12 protein-coding genes are annotated in these 16,587 nt (G+C 46.2%); 6 read left to right on the plus strand and 6 right to left on the minus strand.

Going from position 1 to position 16,587, the window contains the following annotated elements; all coding sequences use genetic code 11:
* Positions 1-29: 29 nt before the first annotated feature.
* The 5 genes from cbiE (at position 30) to L6475_RS11180 (ending at position 7,375) form a co-directional block, all read left to right on the plus strand.
* Positions 30-1,247, plus strand: coding sequence for a precorrin-6y C5,15-methyltransferase (decarboxylating) subunit CbiE (gene cbiE / locus L6475_RS11160; protein ID WP_237820054.1), 1,218 nt, complete (start codon positions 30-32; stop codon positions 1,245-1,247).
* A complete protein-coding gene (locus L6475_RS11165; protein WP_237820056.1) occupies positions 1,244-2,383 on the plus strand; it encodes a hypothetical protein in 1,140 nt (379 codons plus the stop codon). Before cbiE ends, L6475_RS11165 begins: the two co-directional genes overlap by 4 nt.
* Positions 2,380-4,158, plus strand: coding sequence for a precorrin-4 C(11)-methyltransferase (cobM, locus tag L6475_RS11170; RefSeq protein ID WP_237820057.1), 1,779 nt, complete (start codon positions 2,380-2,382; stop codon positions 4,156-4,158). The genes L6475_RS11165 and cobM overlap by 4 nt, the downstream gene beginning before the upstream one ends.
* Before the next feature lie 554 nt (positions 4,159-4,712).
* Entirely contained in the window at positions 4,713-6,590 is a 1,878-nt protein-coding gene (gene cbiD, locus L6475_RS11175) for a cobalt-precorrin-5B (C(1))-methyltransferase CbiD (RefSeq protein ID WP_237820060.1), read from the plus strand.
* 23 nt (positions 6,591-6,613) lie between these two features.
* Entirely contained in the window at positions 6,614-7,375 is a 762-nt protein-coding gene (locus L6475_RS11180) for an HAD family hydrolase (RefSeq protein ID WP_237820062.1), read from the plus strand.
* A 31-nt stretch (positions 7,376-7,406) separates the two neighbouring features.
* Here L6475_RS11180 and L6475_RS11185 read toward each other — a convergent pair whose 3' ends face one another.
* Together L6475_RS11185 and L6475_RS11190 are read right to left on the minus strand one after the other, a co-directional pair.
* Positions 7,407-8,435, minus strand: a complete 1,029-nt coding sequence (locus tag L6475_RS11185) for an iron ABC transporter permease (protein ID WP_237820064.1) — start codon at positions 8,433-8,435, stop codon at positions 7,407-7,409.
* A complete protein-coding gene (locus tag L6475_RS11190; protein ID WP_237820066.1) occupies positions 8,432-9,547 on the minus strand; it encodes an ABC transporter substrate-binding protein in 1,116 nt (371 codons plus the stop codon). Before L6475_RS11190 ends, L6475_RS11185 begins: the two co-directional genes overlap by 4 nt.
* 110 nt (positions 9,548-9,657) lie before the next feature.
* Here L6475_RS11190 and L6475_RS11195 point away from each other — a divergent pair, with 110 nt between their 5' ends.
* Positions 9,658-10,557, plus strand: coding sequence for a diaminopimelate dehydrogenase (locus L6475_RS11195; RefSeq protein WP_237820068.1), 900 nt, complete (start codon positions 9,658-9,660; stop codon positions 10,555-10,557).
* A gap of 136 nt (positions 10,558-10,693) precedes the next feature.
* On the opposite strand, the gene L6475_RS11200 is transcribed toward L6475_RS11195, so the two are convergent.
* From L6475_RS11200 to L6475_RS11215, 4 genes are all read right to left on the minus strand, one after another.
* Positions 10,694-11,404 carry an energy transducer TonB gene (locus tag L6475_RS11200; RefSeq protein WP_237820070.1) on the minus strand — a complete coding sequence of 237 codons (711 nt, stop codon included), beginning with the start codon at positions 11,402-11,404 and terminating at the stop codon, positions 10,694-10,696.
* 49 nt (positions 11,405-11,453) lie between these two features.
* Entirely contained in the window at positions 11,454-13,784 is a 2,331-nt protein-coding gene (locus L6475_RS11205; protein WP_237820072.1) for an outer membrane beta-barrel family protein, read from the minus strand.
* A 13-nt stretch (positions 13,785-13,797) separates the two neighbouring features.
* The gene (locus tag L6475_RS11210) at positions 13,798-14,985 is read right to left on the minus strand and encodes a lipopolysaccharide assembly protein LapB (protein WP_237820074.1); all 1,188 of its coding nucleotides are present in this window, start codon (positions 14,983-14,985) and stop codon (positions 13,798-13,800) included.
* A 176-nt stretch (positions 14,986-15,161) separates the two neighbouring features.
* Positions 15,162-16,568: a hypothetical protein gene (locus tag L6475_RS11215; protein ID WP_237820075.1), complete on the minus strand. Its 1,407-nt coding sequence runs from the start codon at positions 16,566-16,568 to the stop codon at positions 15,162-15,164.
* Positions 16,569-16,587 lie beyond the last annotated feature (19 nt).

Genomic DNA, 16,587 nt, shown 5'->3' on the forward strand with positions numbered 1-16,587 from the left:
TGAATAATGATTAGTGAATAGTTGTTGCCATGCAGTTCATCGTTATTGGTATCACAGACAATCCTCAACCGTTCTTTCCACCAGAAGTTTTGAACATCATCAAGAACGGGAAAATATTTTCGGGTGGTCGTCGCCATCACGAGATTGTAGCCCCATTGCTGTCTGCCGATGCAGAATGGATTGACATCACCGTCCCTTTGGACAACGTCTTTGATCAGTACCGAACCCTTTCAACACGAGTTATCATCTTTGCCAGCGGCGACCCCTTGTTCTTCGGCTTCGCCAGCACCATCCGCCGCAAGATGCCTGATGCCGAGGTGGTGGTATATCCCACTTTCAATTCACTCCAACTGTTGGCCCACCGCCTGCTGATGCCCTATCACGACATGCGTATTGTCTCGCTCACAGGGCGTCCCTGGCCACAGTTCGACCGTGCGCTTATTGAACGAGCCGAGAAGATTGGCGTTCTAACAGACAAAGAGCATACCCCTGCCGTCATTGCACAGCGTATGCTGGAGTTTGGCTACAAGGACTATACCATGCACGTGGGCGAACATCTTGGCAACCCGCAATTAGAGAGAGTCAGCACATGCACACTCGAGGAGGCTGCAAAGATGGATTTCTCAACGCCCAACTGCGTGATACTATCTACTCCCCTCCATCGCAGGGAGGGGTTGGGGATGGGTCTCCCCGACAGCGCATTTGCGCTACTCGACGGTCGTGAGAAGATGATCACCAAGATGCCTATCCGTTTGTTGACCCTTCAGGCTCTCGACCTCCCCCATCGCCATGTTCTATGGGATATTGGTGCCTGCACCGGAAGTGTCAGCATTGAGGCTCGTCTGCTGTTTCCGCACCTTCAGATAGAAGCCTTCGAGATACGTCCTGAGTGTGAGGCCATCATTCAAGAAAACACACATCGCTTTGGTGCTCCAGGCATCAACATCCACATCGGCGACTTCCTGAAGTACGACCTCTCACCTCTCACTTCCCCCGACGCCGTCTTCATCGGCGGACATGGTGGTCATCTGAAAGCAATCATGGAAAAGGTGCTGACCGTATTGGCCGACGACGGTATCATCGTATTCAATAGCGTCACTTCCCCAAAGGTACCTACCAATAGTCGTGCGCTCTGGGACGAGGCCTGCCGGGACTTAGGACTTCGACAGGGAGAGCCGCTCCATATTCATCTCAACGACTATAATCCTATAGACATACTAACCGCATCTAAATCACATATACAATGAGACAAGACATCGCCATCTACACACTGACGTCCGAACTGCACGACGAGCATGCCGTGACCACCATGACAACAGCTTTTCTGGAGAGTCTGGGAATAGACTATCTGCTGAAAGGCACTGACTATAGCGACTATGGCAGTCATGCACTCAACCTGATATATGTCCGCACAGGTGGAACAGAAGGTATCTTCCGCCGTTTACTGCCAGAACTGCAAAGCAAGAGTCTCCGTCCGTTCTATCTGTTGACATCGGGGAAGAGCAATTCACTTGCCGCCTCAATGGAGATTCTGTCATTCCTGAGACTGCATCATATCGGTGGCGAGATTATACATGGCAACAGCGATTATATGACGCGTCGCATCCAGCTCTTATCAAAGGTTGAAGAAGCCAGAAAGTCTCTTTTTGGCACGCGGCTGGGCATCATTGGTGCACCTTCCGACTGGCTTATCTCCAGCCATGCCGACAAAGCGAAGGTGAGAGAGAGGCTGGGAATAGAACTGATAGACATCCCCATGCAGGAACTGCTTGACGAGATTGGCGAGTCAAAACAGATATACCAGGCACTGAAGGTGCTCATCAACAGATATCAACTGCGGGGCTTTACCCTTCGGTGTTTCGATCTTCTCACCACCGTAAAAGATACGGGGTGCATGGCTTTAGCCAAACTGAACAGTGAGGGATATGTGGCTGGTTGCGAGGGTGATGTGCCTGCCATGCTCTCAATGATGATTGTCCGTTCGTTGTTGGGGGTGTCAGGCTTTCAGGCCAACCCTTCGCGCATCGACCCGGAGACTGGCGAGATGCTCTTTGCTCATTGCACCATACCACTTGACATGGTAGAGCGCTATGAGCTCGACACCCATTATGAGTCGGGCATCGGAACAGGCATACGCGGCTATATGAAAGAAGGCCCCGTCACCATCTTCAAGGTCTCGGGCAATCTCTCACGCCACTTCATCGCTGAAGGTGAACTCGTCCGTAATGAGTCAAAGCCAGATCTTTGTCGCACCCAACAGGTGATACGTCTTGCAGACAAGAGTCTCACCAACAGTTATTTCCTCACAAATCCTATTGGCAATCATCATATCATCATGCCAGGACACTGCCAAGAACTCTTAGAACAGCTTTTAGTAAAATGAACAGAATTGCCATCATACCAATAAGCGAGGCAGGCTGTGCCATCGCTGACACCTTGCAACAACATTTCCCCTCGGCCGACACCGTGAGTCGCAATTCAGTTGCGACATATTGGAACAACTACGACGCCTTCGTGTTCATCGGTGCCATGGGCATCTGCGTGCGCACCATCGCTCCCTGTATCGAAGACAAGCACAGTGATCCCGCCGTTGTTTGTATTGATTCCATGGGCCAGCATGTCATCTCTGTTCTCTCTGGTCATATAGGCGGTGCCAACGACCTGACGCGTCAATTGTCGGCCTTCCTTGGTGCCCATGCGGTCATCACCACCCAGAGCGACTGTGCCGGACTGTGGGCGCTCGACACACTCAGCGACCGCTTTCAGTGGCCCATCGCCAGCAATAACGAGGATATGAACGACTGCATCTTTGCCTTTGTCAACCGCAAGCCTACGGCTCTACTGCTGGAAGCGCGCGATGAGGGCACCGATTATTTAGAGTCTACCAAGCCCGACCATGTCACCATCATCCACAATATCAGCGAAGCCGACCCACAGAAATACAAGTTGCTGATTTTAGTATCTCCTTTCATCCGCAATGCACCCGATGGGATGCTCAAACTTCATTTTGTTCCCATGATAGGAACCATCGGCTTCGGACTGGCCCATCATCCCGACAACTACCATCAGATAAAAGAAGAGATTGACGAGGCTTTTGCTAATCATGGCATCCTGCCTTGCTCCCACCGCTATTGCACCATCGATGTGAAAGCCGATGAACCCTTTGTCAAACTACTCCAAGAGGATTATAAAGCTGAAGTCGTGTTCTTTACAGCCGATGAGTTGGCAATGATTGAGGTGCCCAACCCGAGCACTACTGTGATGAAACACGTGGGTACGCCCAGCGTCTGCGAGGCAGCATCCATTCTGGGTTCTAACCACGGTCAACTCGTTGTTCCTAAGATAAAAGGCAAGAACTGGACAGCTGCGCTGGCCATTGACCAGAAGTATCTTAGACGGAAACTGGGCTTCATCGAAATTGTCGGTGCCGGTCCTGGCGATCCCGATTTAATAAGTGTGCGAGGACGGAAGATGCTGGAGCGTGCCGATTTAATTCTCTATGCCGGATCGCTGGTACCCAAGGCATTGACAGAATGCCATAAGTCTGGTGCCGTGGTGCGTTCGTCGGCCGATATGAATCTTGAGGAACAATGCGCTTTGATAAAGGAGCACTACGACCGGGGGCACTTCATCGTACGTCTGCATACCGGCGACCCCTGCATCTTCGGTGCCATACAGGAACAGATGGCTTTCTTCGATGCTCACCACATGCGCTATCATATCACCCCCGGCATCTCATCGTTCCTGGCTGCCGCTGCCGAACTGCAAAGTCAGTTCACCATCCCCGAGCGCTGTCAGACCATCATCCTCACCCGTGGCGAAGGGCGCACGCCGATGCCCGAGAAGGAACAGCTACACCTGTTGGCCCGTTCACAATCTACCATGTGTATCTTCCTCTCTGCCGCCATTGTCGATGATGTGCAGCGCGAACTGCTTCAGGAATATCCAGAAGACACCCCCGTTGCCGCCTGCTACCATCTCACCTGGCCCGACCAGAAAATCTATCGCGGCACACTGAAGAATCTTGCCAAGATTGTTCACGACAACCACCTCACACTTACCACTATGCTGGTGGTAGGAGAGGCTATTGACAACCGTCATGGACTATCTGCTCTTTACGACAAGCACTTCACTCATCTATTCCGCAAAGGAGAGTGAATTCTTGCATATTCATTCAGTTTATTTTTCGAAAATCAAGACAAATAAAAATCGCAAACTAGAACAGCGAAACAACGAAAATTCACCTTTTTGTAATAAAAACGGCTGTTATACCGCAATAAAATAAGTCTTATACTGCAGTTATTTAATTCCTATACCTCAATCTAAGTTCAATTGAGATATAACTGAATGGTGGTTGCAATATAGTTTTCATTCAGTTGCGGTATAACCACCGTTCTATTGCAGGCGGTATTCAGGGGGAATGAAGGGAAAAGAAACGCCCTTTTTGAGTTACACAATCGTAAATGGTTGATGTTCAGTAAGTTGCGAATAATTCGCAACTTACACTACAATCGCTCATATTTCGCACAGAGAAGTCCAAAGTAGGAGTTGGTGAATTCCGCGCGATTCTCACGCGCTTTAACATCATAAATATGCAGTAAGAAAGTGCATATATATAAAGATTTTGATGAACTATCTTATGGATAATAGTTTGTCTATTCCGAGAGATTTTATTAACTTTGCCACACATTCTTAATGCAAACAACAAAAACATGATACTGGTATTCGGCGGTACAACGGAAGGGAGAAAAGCAGCTGAGGTGCTGGAGGAAAGCGGCTCACCTTTTTTCTATAGTACGAAGACAGGCGAACAGGAATTGTCACTTCATCACGGGCAACGTATAGACGGAGCACTCGATGCGGCGGCAATGAAGGCATTCTGCATGGAGAATGACATCCGACTGATTGTTGATGCTGCCCACCCTTTTGCCTCAATGCTGCACCAGACCATCGCTCAAGTGGCCCAACAGTTGGACCTATCCGTTGTCCGTTTCGAACGTATCTATCCCCCTCGCCAAGAGGACATCGTCTGGATAGACGACTACGCTGAACTGCCCTCAATACTACCTCCTCATTCTTCTTTGTTAGCCACGACAGGCGTCCAGAGCATCAGCAAACTGAAACCGCTGGAGGTCAACAAAGGTATCAAGGTGTATTACCGCATTCTGGAACGGGAATCGTCGATAGCCTCAGCCTTAAAACAAGGAGCAACGAAAGAGCAGCTGTGCTATTATACGAACCCAAAGGACATTCCCGTCAAAGCAGAAGCTATTCTGCTGAAGGAAAGTGGGACAACAGGCGGTTTTGCAGAGAAAGTAGAGGCGGCCAAAGCTCAAGGCATGAGAATTATTGCCCTGAAGCGCCCCGCCATGCCGGCAATGTTTATAACCGTAAATGGCCCGTATGGACTTCGCAGGACTGTAGAAAAGCTACTGCCAGAGTTCTTTCCTTTGCACAGCGGATTGACCACCGGCACCTGTGCTACAGCAGCAACAGTAGCCGCAATAATACAGTTACGGGAAGAAGCACAGCCCACACAGTTGCCACTTCCCACAGAGGTACCGGTTGAACTGCCCAACGGTGAAACCATCATGGTGCCAATAGGGTATGGAGATGGATATGCTTATTGTAAAAAGGAGGCTGGCGACGACCCTGACGTGACGAATGGTATTGAGGTGAGAGCCTACGCAAAGACCAACCCGGAAGTCCTACCTTCGGGAGAGGTTGGAGGAAGACCCTTTCTCCATGTGGGGGCATGGGAAATAGTGGCGGGTGAAGGCATCGGACACTTCACCGTGCCGGGATTCGACTACCCACCGGGTGAACCAGCCATCAACAAAGGACCAAGAGAGATGCTAAGAAGAAACTTGGCCCACCCCCTCCTAAGGGGAGGGAATCCTTTTGAGTTACACGGTCTAACTGAGATATCTCCCCTCCCCTCGGGAGGGGCTGGAGGTAGGCTTCTCCTCTCCATCCCCAATGGTGCCGAAATAGCCCGCAAGACTTTCAACCCCCGATTAGGCATTGAAGGAGGCATCTCGATTATTGGCGTCAGCGGTATCGTTAAACCTTTCAGCGAGGAAGCCTTCATCGGTTCAATCCGCAAATGCATGGTAGTAGCAAAAGCCAGTGGAACCTGTCGGGTTGTCATAAACAGTGGCGGAAAGAGTGAGCGGTTTGTGAAGGCGCTCTATCCCACGCTACCCCAACAGGCCTTTGTGGAGTATGGCAACTACATTGGCGAGACTCTGAAAATTGCCAGTGAACTGAACATTCCACGCATCACCCTCGGAGTAATGCTGGGCAAAGCAGTAAAACTGGCAGCAGGCCATTTAGACACGCATAGTAAGAAAGCTACTATGGACCTGCAGTTTATTGCCCAGATGCTGAAAGAGGCCAATATCAGTATCGACCTGAATGGCATCACACTGGCAAGGGAGCTATGGGAAAGGATTCCGGCCAACCAACTGAAAGACTTCACACAAACCGTCATCGGCCACTGTCGTAAGCATTGCGCTCCACTACTGCCAAAAGGTGAGCTCACCATTTTACTGATAGATGACAACGGACAAATATTCGGGAACTCATAAGAATAAAGAATATACACATCAAAATGAAATACAAAGACCTGTTTATCGATTTTGACGATACACTCTACGACACGCATGGTAACGCTGTCATTGCCCTACAGGAAACTTACGAACAGTTCCAACTGGAACGCTTCTTTTCCAATCCACAGATATTCTATGATGCCTATTGGAATGCCAATATTGACCTATGGACTCGCTATGCAAAAGGAGAGATAACGCGCGACTATCTCATCGTTGAACGTTTCCGCCGACCGCTAAGTGCATACGATATCACTCCCGCCAACGGAAGTTCAGAGAATGGCGAAAAACTAATCGCCACGCCCTGGGAGGAACAGGGCGAGAGTTATTACTTAAAGATGAGTGATGCCTTCCTTAACTTCTGTTCATCAAAACCAGGAGTGATTGAGGGAGCTCACGAACTGATGGACTATCTGAAAGGCCGGGGCTATCGGATGCACATGACGAGTAACGGTTTCCATGAGGTGCAATACAAGAAACTGGCAGCCTGCGGTTTGAAGGACTATTTCGACACGATTATCCTGAGCGAGGATGCCGGAGTGAACAAACCTTCACCATTGTATTTCGACTATGCACTGAAACGTTCAGGAGCTGAGAAAGAAAGTACGCTGATGATTGGCGACAACCTGAATACCGACGTGATGGGAGCTCTCTCTGCCGGCATCGACGCCATGCTGTTCAATCGCTGGAAGGTAGAGACAGCCGACTGTCAGCAACAGCCCACCTTCATCGTTGATAGCCTCAAAGGCATCATCAAAATTCTTTAGTTTAGAAACACTTCAATTTTCCAAACTGAATTTATTCACTCACATCACTCTTCCTGCGACTGAAGATGACGGCGGCAATGACAGGAGCGCCAACAAGTGCCGTAACTGAATTGACAGGAAGAGCGCCCTCGAAACCTGGCATACGGGCTATGAAGTTGCATACAAGGGCAAGAAGAGCACCGCAAAGGGCAGTGGCAGGCATGAGTATGCGATGGTCGCTACTACGGAAAAGGGCCCGTGCCAGATGAGGAACAGCAAGACCGATAAACATGATAGGGCCGCAATAGGCGGTGACAATGGCCACAAGGATGCCACTACTGAGGATAACGAGCATACGCGCCTTTCGCACATTTAATCCGAGATTGGCGGCATAACGCTCGCCCAGCAATAGGATGTTCATGGGTTTGACAAGCAGGAAACTGAGGGGTATCAAAATACACATCAGTCCTACGAAAAGCATCATCTCATCGCCACTGACACGAGAGAACGAGCCCAATCCCCATACCACGAACGATTTCACATCTTCTTCAGGCGCGAGGAATTTCAGCACACCGATAATGGCATTGGCCAAATAGCCTATCATCACACCAATAATGAGCAAAGTGACATTGCCCATCACTTTCTGTGCTACCCAAACAATGAGCAGCATCACAGCAAGTGCACCTATAATGGCTGCTATGGAAATGGCTGCATCGCCCAGATAGCCAAGACGAGAAAGGGCCACGCCGCCTAACTTACCCGACAACAGTACGACAAAAGCCACACCAAGGGCAGAGCCGTTGCTAATGCCTAAGACGGAAGGACCTGCCAGCGGATTGCGGAACACGGTCTGCATCTGAATACCGCTCACGGCCAGACCTGCTCCTGCCACAATGGCTGTGAGTACCTGAGGAAGTCGGGATTTCCAAATGATGTTGGTCCATATCTCATGACTGTCGTCACCCAACAGGATGCGACAGATATCGGCCACTGGAATCTCTACAGACCCAATGAGCAGATTGACTATTGCCATCAGTACAATGGCAACCATCAGTACCAACATCAACGAAATTTTCTTCATCGCAATAATTGATAGTATTTCGGGTGATAATCATCTTCCACCAGTTCAGGATGGAAAATGGCTACGAAGTCTTTCAGCAGCACATCAGGTTCAACAGGCGAAATTTCATAATAGGGTGTCTGCTTCATGTTGCAGTAGATGACCTTGCGCTCCTTGAACGCTTTGAACAACTCGTTGCGGGGTTCAGATGCTTTTAGGGCTTCATAGGAGAACTCATCTGGATAACTGTTCAGAATACGCCAGTAATCGGCATTGGCAGCAAGTTCATACATTTTCTCAAACTCAAAATCTTCACCTGCCGTTTCCTCGTCGTTAACGACATAGACAGCACCGGCATCACGAAATATCTGAGCCAAATAGTTCTTGCCACCCACGGAGTGCCAATTGCCATAATGCATTTCGCCGCTGAACACGGTGGGACGTTCTTCCAACTTGAGGTCTGCGGTTTGGGTCTTCAGTGCATTGTAGCGTTTTTCGATAGCTGAGAAAATATCGTAGGCCTCACGCTCCTTGCCAATGAACATAGCCACAAACTTTATCCACTCTGCTTGTCCCAACGGATCAAGTTCTTTATATCCCAGATGGGGCACCAGCGTAATACCCGATTCCTTGATGGCATCATAGCCTCCGCGCTTGAATGGTGAGATAAATATCACATCAGGATTGGCGGCCTGCACCAACTCGGTATCGATATTGCCTTCCATACCTATTTTGACAATGCGACCGTCTTTCACACGTGCTCTAATATCTTCATTGAAAAGATTTTTCGTACCCGTCAGTCCCTTCACCACATTGTGAGCATTGAGAATGGTGAAGTTTGACAGCTGCAGTGAGGTCATACAAATGGTACTTTTGATGGGCACCTTCACCTTTATATAGCCTTCGGGCACCATAGCATCATCGGTAGTCACGAGAGCAAAATGATAGTCATTCCCTACATCGACCAGTCGAATGCCATGCTGAAGAGTCACCTGATAGCCCGTAGCATACTTTGGACATATCAGGCTGTCTGCCTCTTCATCACCCCCTGAAACAGTTTGATTTTTTTGCTGACAAGAACTGCATATTAGCATGCAGAGCAAAATAAGATTAAAAAAACGTAATCGCTTCATAGTTGGATGCAAAGATACGTATTTTTTCTTTCTTTTTGTTAGGTATCTACAGAAAAATGTGTACTTTTGCAAGCAAATTCGTTTTAACAACAACACAAATATAAAAGAAAATGAAAAAAATCAGAGTAGCCGTTGTTGGATACGGCAACATCGGAAAGTATGCACTTGAGGCCCTTGAGGCCGCTCCCGACATGGAGGTTGCAGGAATTGTACGTCGTCAGGGCGCTGAAAACAAGCCTGCCGAGCTGTCACAGTATGAGGTTGTAAAGGATATCAAAGAGTTGAAGGATGTCGATGTAGCCATCCTGGCCACTCCCACCCGTTCATGCGAAGAGTATGCCAAGCAGATTCTGCCACTGGGCATCAATACCGTCGATTCGTTCGACATACACACCATGATTCGCGACTACCGTCGTAATCTCATGGAACTGAACAAGAAAACAAATACCGTCAGTGTGATTGCAGCTGGATGGGATCCAGGTTCAGACTCAATTGTTCGCACACTGATGCAGAGCCTGGCTCCTAAGGGCCTGAGCTATACCAACTTTGGTCCTGGCATGTCAATGGGCCACTCTGTTTGCGTGCGCTCAAAGGCAGGCGTAAAGAATGCACTCTCAATGACTATTCCTTTGGGCGAAGGCATTCACCGTCGTATGGTCTATGTAGAACTGGAAGAGGGCGCCAAACTGGAAGAGGTAACAGCAGCCATCAAGGCCGATCCTTACTTCTCTAACGACGAGACCCATGTGTTCCAGGTAGAGAGTGTTGACGATGTTCGTGATATGGGCCACGGTGTAAACCTTGTTCGCAAGGGTGTCAGCGGCAAGACTCAGAACCAGCGTCTGGAATTCAACATGAGTATCAACAACCCCGCCCTCACTGGTCAGGTACTGGTAAACGTGGCTCGTGCCTCCATGCGTCTGCAGCCCGGTTGCTACACCATGGTAGAGATTCCAGTGATCGACATGCTTCCCGGCGACAAGGAAGAACTGATCAGCCATCTGGTGTAATCATCCTTTTAGAACAAATATGAGAATGAGGCAGTTCAGTTGAACTGCCTCATTTATTGTCTCCTCCAAGGTATGTATTTAGGAGTAAGACAACAATTGATAACTAATAATTTTTAAAAATGCTTCTTTCTGAAGCTTATTTCAGACGGAAAGTGAAAGGAACTGTATAGTTAACCTTGATGGGCTTTCCTTTGTCCATGCCAGGATTCCATTTCGGCATCAGCTTCACCACACGAAGTGCCTCTGCATCAAGCTGTGGATCGACAGACTTCTTCACCTTCACATCTGTTACATTACCATTTTCATCAATCACTATGTCAATTAGCACACGACCTTCTATTCCCTTTTCCTCGCACTCAGGAGGATACTTGACATTTTCACTAATAAAAGTCACAAAAGCTTCCAAACCGCCGGGGAACTCTGCCATCTGCTCGATATCTTCATGAGCCCCATCAAGTTCAAACTTGACAGGCACCTTGTATCTCACTCTCACAGCCTCACCTTTCTCATTTCGTCCGGGTGTCCATTCCGATAAGAGGTTCATAACACGCAACGCCTCAGAATCGAGCAACGAATCAGCCGACTCTACCACTTCGACATTACTAACTGAACCATCCTTCTCGATAATAAAAGAACAAACGACTCTGCCCTCCATGCCGACTTCTTCTGCATGTACAGGATACTTTATATTCTCACCGATAAAGGCCATCAATGCTTCCTGACCACCAGGAAACTCAGGCATTACGGCACAAGAGTCATAGACCTCATCGGTAACAGCGCCCTGCTTGTTCTGCGAACACATACTCAACCCTATTATTGTGATGGCTGACAGCAAAAAAAACTTCATTTGTTTCATACTATTCTATAACACTTTAAATAAGCACAAAGGAGAGAAGTTAATTCATTCGACTACGAATGTCGTTCCAGTTCTCTAATTGACTTGTCTTTGCTTTACGTTTGTTATCAAACTTGTAAACAAGTTTACACCATACATTCGGATAGTAAGAATTTATCCGAATGTCATAGATGAGTGTCGGACTCATATGAACAGAATGGATTCTTCCCCCGTTAAGAATATCGTTTATGCCAACGGAAGCAATAAAACGCTTACCGAGGTTGCGCTCATAAGAAAAATCAATTTCGACAGTTTTCTGTTCTTGTGTAATATTTGCCTGGAGATATTTCGTCATATAGGAAGTATTTAGCTCAAATATACCAATACGCTCCCATGAGAAACGGTTCACCCAATTAAACAATCCTGTCCAATTTGATTTCAGATTGAACCCGTTTGGATAATAGACATACAAAGCATTAACTCCTGCATCCGTCTGCCACCAAGGGAGAATCATTCCACCATAAGTGTAGGTCAGAAAAAGAATCTTCCTTGTTCCCTCATTTCTTTTCTGTATATAGGTTATCCCATTATCTGTATGTAACGTTTCCACCATGGCATCAGGTGTAAACCAGTATTCGACCGAGAAGTTATGTCCCTTTCTGTCCACTGACAAATTAATCTTATCAGTTAACTCATGCTTCAAATCAGGATTTCCCATACCATAGAGTACATCGGAATAACGTTCCATATACCCCGTAAGGGCCGAGAATGCGGGTCGGCTGATTGTCTTTGAATAATAAGCACTAAAGTTCCACCCATTGTCAGTAGAGTATCTCATAAAGGCATATGGAACCACATCGGTATTGTTGCGTTTTACCTCATCGTTTTCTGTGACATATCCGGACAGAAGGGTATGCTCTACCCTCATGCGGGCAACAGCATAGATTCGCCCCCATTGTTTCTCCACCCCAAGGTAGCCACCACCAATATGTTCGCGATAGTTCCACGTGGCCATCTTCGTCGTGTTTTCTAGCAACATATTGAAGGCAGTCTCACTATAACGCTTGGAAGTTAAATATTCACCACCAATAGTAATTTTCCATCCACTCCCCCAATTCTTTTCAAAGTCAACACGTCCCGAGATATTCTCGGCATCCGCCTTGGCGGCATCGATTTCATTTATGTTATTTGCAGGCAAATTTGTATAGGTAGCAATCAGTTGATTCTCGTTTTGGCTCTTTATTCTGTTATAATTCATCAGCACTTTGAGACTGCTACCCAGCGTATCGACATCCCATTTGTAGGAACCTGCCACATTATAGAAATCACGCTTGCTGGGATTCTGTGTGGTCATATATGCTGTATGCTTGGTTCCATCCGAAAGTGTCAACTCCTCATCGGCTGTACTCACACTGGCTGATGTAGGACTAAGTGAACCATTCACTTCAAAGCTCAATTCGTGGTTCTCTGCAACGTAGAACACTGTTCCTACCGTATAACTGTGTTTCTTATCTGTACCAGACACATCATAAAGATTACTTTTATGAACAGTATTATTGTAAAGAAATTCGTTAGTAATTTCACTATACGACTTTGATCTGCTTTGAATAAATGAATAGTTCACATATACATTCCACTTCGGTGTTCCGAAGAACACACTTGTCCTAGGAATTAATGTATATATGTTTCTGAATTGTGTGCTCGAATACATACTGGCTGTTCCACGAACGCCCAAAAGAAACCTCTTCGTTACAATATTTATAATACAGCCCTGCATTTCTGCGCTATACATACTACTGTGACTTGTTCTCAATTCTATGCGTTCAACGTCACTCGCATTGAGGTTAGCCAAATAGTCTAGGCCAACAACCCTGCCGTTCACCATTACTACAGCAGTCTTTCCCGTATAAGAAATAACATCTTTACCGACAATTACCCCTGGTACATATTTGAGTATATCGACAACCTGCATAGCCTCAATGTTATTCATAAGCTGAGGATTAAATACCACCTTGTCTCCCACATGCTTGGTGAAAGGGCGCTTACCTTTCACAATGACATCAGCATATTCTACGACATCGTCCTCCATCACCAAACGAAGGTTGGCTATATTATCGTTGCAATTCATAACAATGGTCTTATAGCTCACCGATGAAACTTTAAGTAATGCAGGTTTGGGCTGACTCTCGCCAACCTGAAGGCTGAAGCATCCCAGCTCATCTGTAATACAACCGCAAATGAAAAGTGAATCCGCTGTTTGGAGAACGATAGAGACAAATTGTAGAGGCTGGTCTTGGCTATCCACAACGACGCCACTGAAACTTTGAGCCGCTATGGATAATAATCCTCCCCAAAGAGAGAAAAACGAGAACAGCAATCTCTTTACTATCATATATTAATTCTCTTTAGAGTTCTACCTTGATACTATCGGTGGAAAACACGTCATTTGATATAGAATCATTCAAGATAGAATCTTTTTTTAGATGTTCATCAACAGGTAATTTGAAATCTTCCTGCCCTTCCTGAGGAAGCTCACGTGTCATATTTTCAGCACGCTCAATCATATCAAGCAACTGTGGGGTAGGTGTTTTTTCTTCTTTAGCCCGTTCCATAAACTTTTTATAATACTTTTTTGCTTTATCATAGTCCTCCAACAAATAGGCATAGACATTAGCTATATTATAATAGGTGACAACTGTATTTGGATTGTAAGCGATATGCTGTAACCAAGCATCGACAGCCTCTTGGTAATGTTCAGTCTTGTAATTGGCCTCAGCCAACGAAAGAGTAAACGAGCGCATTTGCATAGTATCGGGATATATCAGTTCCTTTGCCATTTCAAGATATTTTAATCCCTCCTCATAGAGCCCCATTTTCAGGCATACTGTTCCTAACCTACTAACGCATGCGTCGTTTTTGAAATCATTGATAGTTGCTGCTTTCAAAAGCAATGAATGTGCCTGCTGCAAACTATCCAATTTTGAATAAGAAAGACCTGTTAGAAAAAAAGTAGTAAATACAGAATCTCCCAAAGCTAATAGGCGTTCCCCAATAACAGTTGCCTTCTCAAACTGAAAATCCATAAAATATGCGTTCTCCAAAGCACGATTCACTTCAATACTCGTAGAATCGACCTCAACATATTTCAATGCACACTCTACACCATTTTGTGGTTGATTGAGTTGGGAAAAGCCTGAAATCAGCTTGGCAACAATCTCTGCATCCATAGGATAACGATTCACAGTCTGCTCTGCCCAATATACCATCGAGGGTATGTTGGACAACTTATGATAGCTGAACACCAACTGGCGAAAGGCCTCATGACTCAAACTATCCTCGTTCATCACCTTCAACAGGTTAATTGTCTGCTGATACGCTACTCGCTGAAAAAAGCAGTTAGCTAACTTCATACGGGTCATCGCACAATCATTCTGTTTAAATGCCTGCTCATAATAACTCAGTGCCTCATAGGTATTGTAACTATTCATCAGGCTATCACCTTTGCACAGAAACACATTTGCAGGTTCCTCCTCCTGACTCCATGACGTTGTCGTTGCACAAAGGGCCAAACTTAGTAAAATAAAATATTTCATTTTTATATCTAAAGAATTAGTCATCTAAAATGATAATGTATGAGATAAAGATCTACTGAATAGCAAAATTATAATAAACATTGCACACTACTAAAAAAAAACAGTGTGCATTTTAGTGTGCATTACATAAACACTTGATTTACAATGTTTTTTAAAAGCTATTCAATAAGTATATTTCACAACACTTTAATTAACTGGTCCCAATCTGTTGGTTTTCCTTTTTTTCCAAAAGCACGCTCATAAAGCCTACGACGCGTTGAAGAAATTGCCTCATCACTACGAATAGTAAGCCGCGCAATGTCACTGGGCTTCATCCCCACCTTGAGTAACAAACAGACATGATAGTCGTGGGAAGACAGGCGACATAGTTCATAGAGACGCTGTCGGAATAAAGGATAGGCACTGAGCACTGCCTGCTGCAGAGCCTCCCAATCACTGTCAGTCATCAGCGTAGTATCACCTCCATTCAGTTTCAATCTTAACAGCTGGTATATGTCAGTATGCTGAGTACTCTGCTCAGTTTCGTGCCTGCGGTCTTCACTCTTTTGCAGGTAATCCACACGCCATTGTCGCAGTTTGTCAATCCTGTAACGAAGAATGACCTGTCGCTGCCGATAGACGCGCACCCAAAGGGAGAGAAGACCGATTATTAACAGACTGACCAACAATACACTTAAAATATAAGTCCATTGACGGCGTATATCAATTTTCAATTTTCTAATGACCTTTTTAGATCGTGCATCCTGATAGCGAGCATGATGTTGCAATATTTGCTTCGTAGTCTGTTCGCCTTTGCGAATCAAAGCATTAGTCTCTTCGTAATTTCTTAGCATTTCCTCAGCAAAATCCAACTCGCCCACACTGAGCCATAGGCGTGAAAGATGCAATTGTGCAAAAGCGCGCACATAGTAAGAACGGGCATAAATCAACCCTGTATACCTTCCTATAGCCATCTTTACCTGTCCTTTCTGCTCAGCTATCCATCCTTCGAAAGCAGTTTCCAGTTCCGCACTTCGTGGCGTTAGATGACTCATTTCTCCGACATAAGTTGAAGGCAATTCGGTCTGCATTTTCATCATCTGATCGTAACGTTTCACATGGTCAATCTTCCTAGTCACTTCTATCTTATCAGTAGGCATATCCTTCAGATAATTGGCAGCTATCTGCCGAGCTTGCTCCAGTTGTCCGTTACTCTCGTAGGCAAAGGCAATACTGCGTAAGCTCTTGATCATTGAGAAGGTGTCTTTACGTAAGGAATCGATAATATAAGCCTGACGAACAGAAGTAATACATTCTTCGGGCAGACTCCAGCGCATAAAGAGGAGTCCCATACGGAAATACGTTTCACGAAGCAGACTGGAATCCGGTTCGTCAAGTAATTGATCAAGAGACTCTTCATAGAGGTCGAGTGCCGTCACTGCATCGCTATCCTCTATGGCAATAGCCTTACTAAGTTGCCGATGTACCCGTTCAAAAGATGGTTCACTATTGTAACAAGAATTAAAAAAGAAAGCGACAGCCATCCATAGAAGAACGGCTGGAAACTTTCGTTTTTGCTGTCTAATGCGATGGTTGCCAGTCATTATTGCTTGTGTTGGAAAT

Source organism: Prevotella sp. E9-3 (assembly GCF_022024015.1).
Classification (GTDB): domain Bacteria; phylum Bacteroidota; class Bacteroidia; order Bacteroidales; family Bacteroidaceae; genus Prevotella.